The sequence below is a fragment of the Streptomyces doebereineriae genome, assembly GCF_031845645.1.
Lineage (GTDB): Bacteria > Actinomycetota > Actinomycetes > Streptomycetales > Streptomycetaceae > Streptomyces > Streptomyces canus.
This window is the reverse complement of record NZ_JAVREZ010000607.1, coordinates 1-382: the sequence shown is the minus strand read 5'-3', so window position 1 is coordinate 382 and position 382 is coordinate 1. Positions and strand designations below refer to the sequence as shown.

1 pseudogene is annotated in these 382 nt (G+C 75.4%); it reads left to right on the top strand.

Going from position 1 to position 382, the window contains the following annotated elements:
- Positions 1-382, top strand: a pseudogene (locus RNB18_RS53485) (AfsR/SARP family transcriptional regulator); the annotation flags it as partial.

Here is a 382-nt window from a genome sequence, read left to right as displayed (position 1 = left end):
CCCGCACCTACCGGCCCGGGCAGCCGCAGACCTGCCGGGCCCCCGTCTCGTACTGGCTGTTCGCGTTCCTGCTCACCGGCGAGGTCGAAGAGCTGCGCGAACTGCTGGACACGACGGTCCGGGCCTCCCGGGAGTTCGGTTACGAGTGGGAGCTCGGCGCGGCGCTGGAGATGCGCGCCAGGATTCTGGCCAACCGCCCCGACTGGGCGGGGGAGGCGCTGGCCGACACCGACGAGTCCCTGGAGATCTTCGTCCGGCTCGGCGACGACTGGGGGGCCGCCGAGGCGCACTCCTCCCGGGGCGAGGCGCAGGAGCGGGCGGGCGACTTCGCCGCGGCGGCCGAGAGCTACCTCGCCGCGGTCGGCCACGCGCGGGCGCTCGG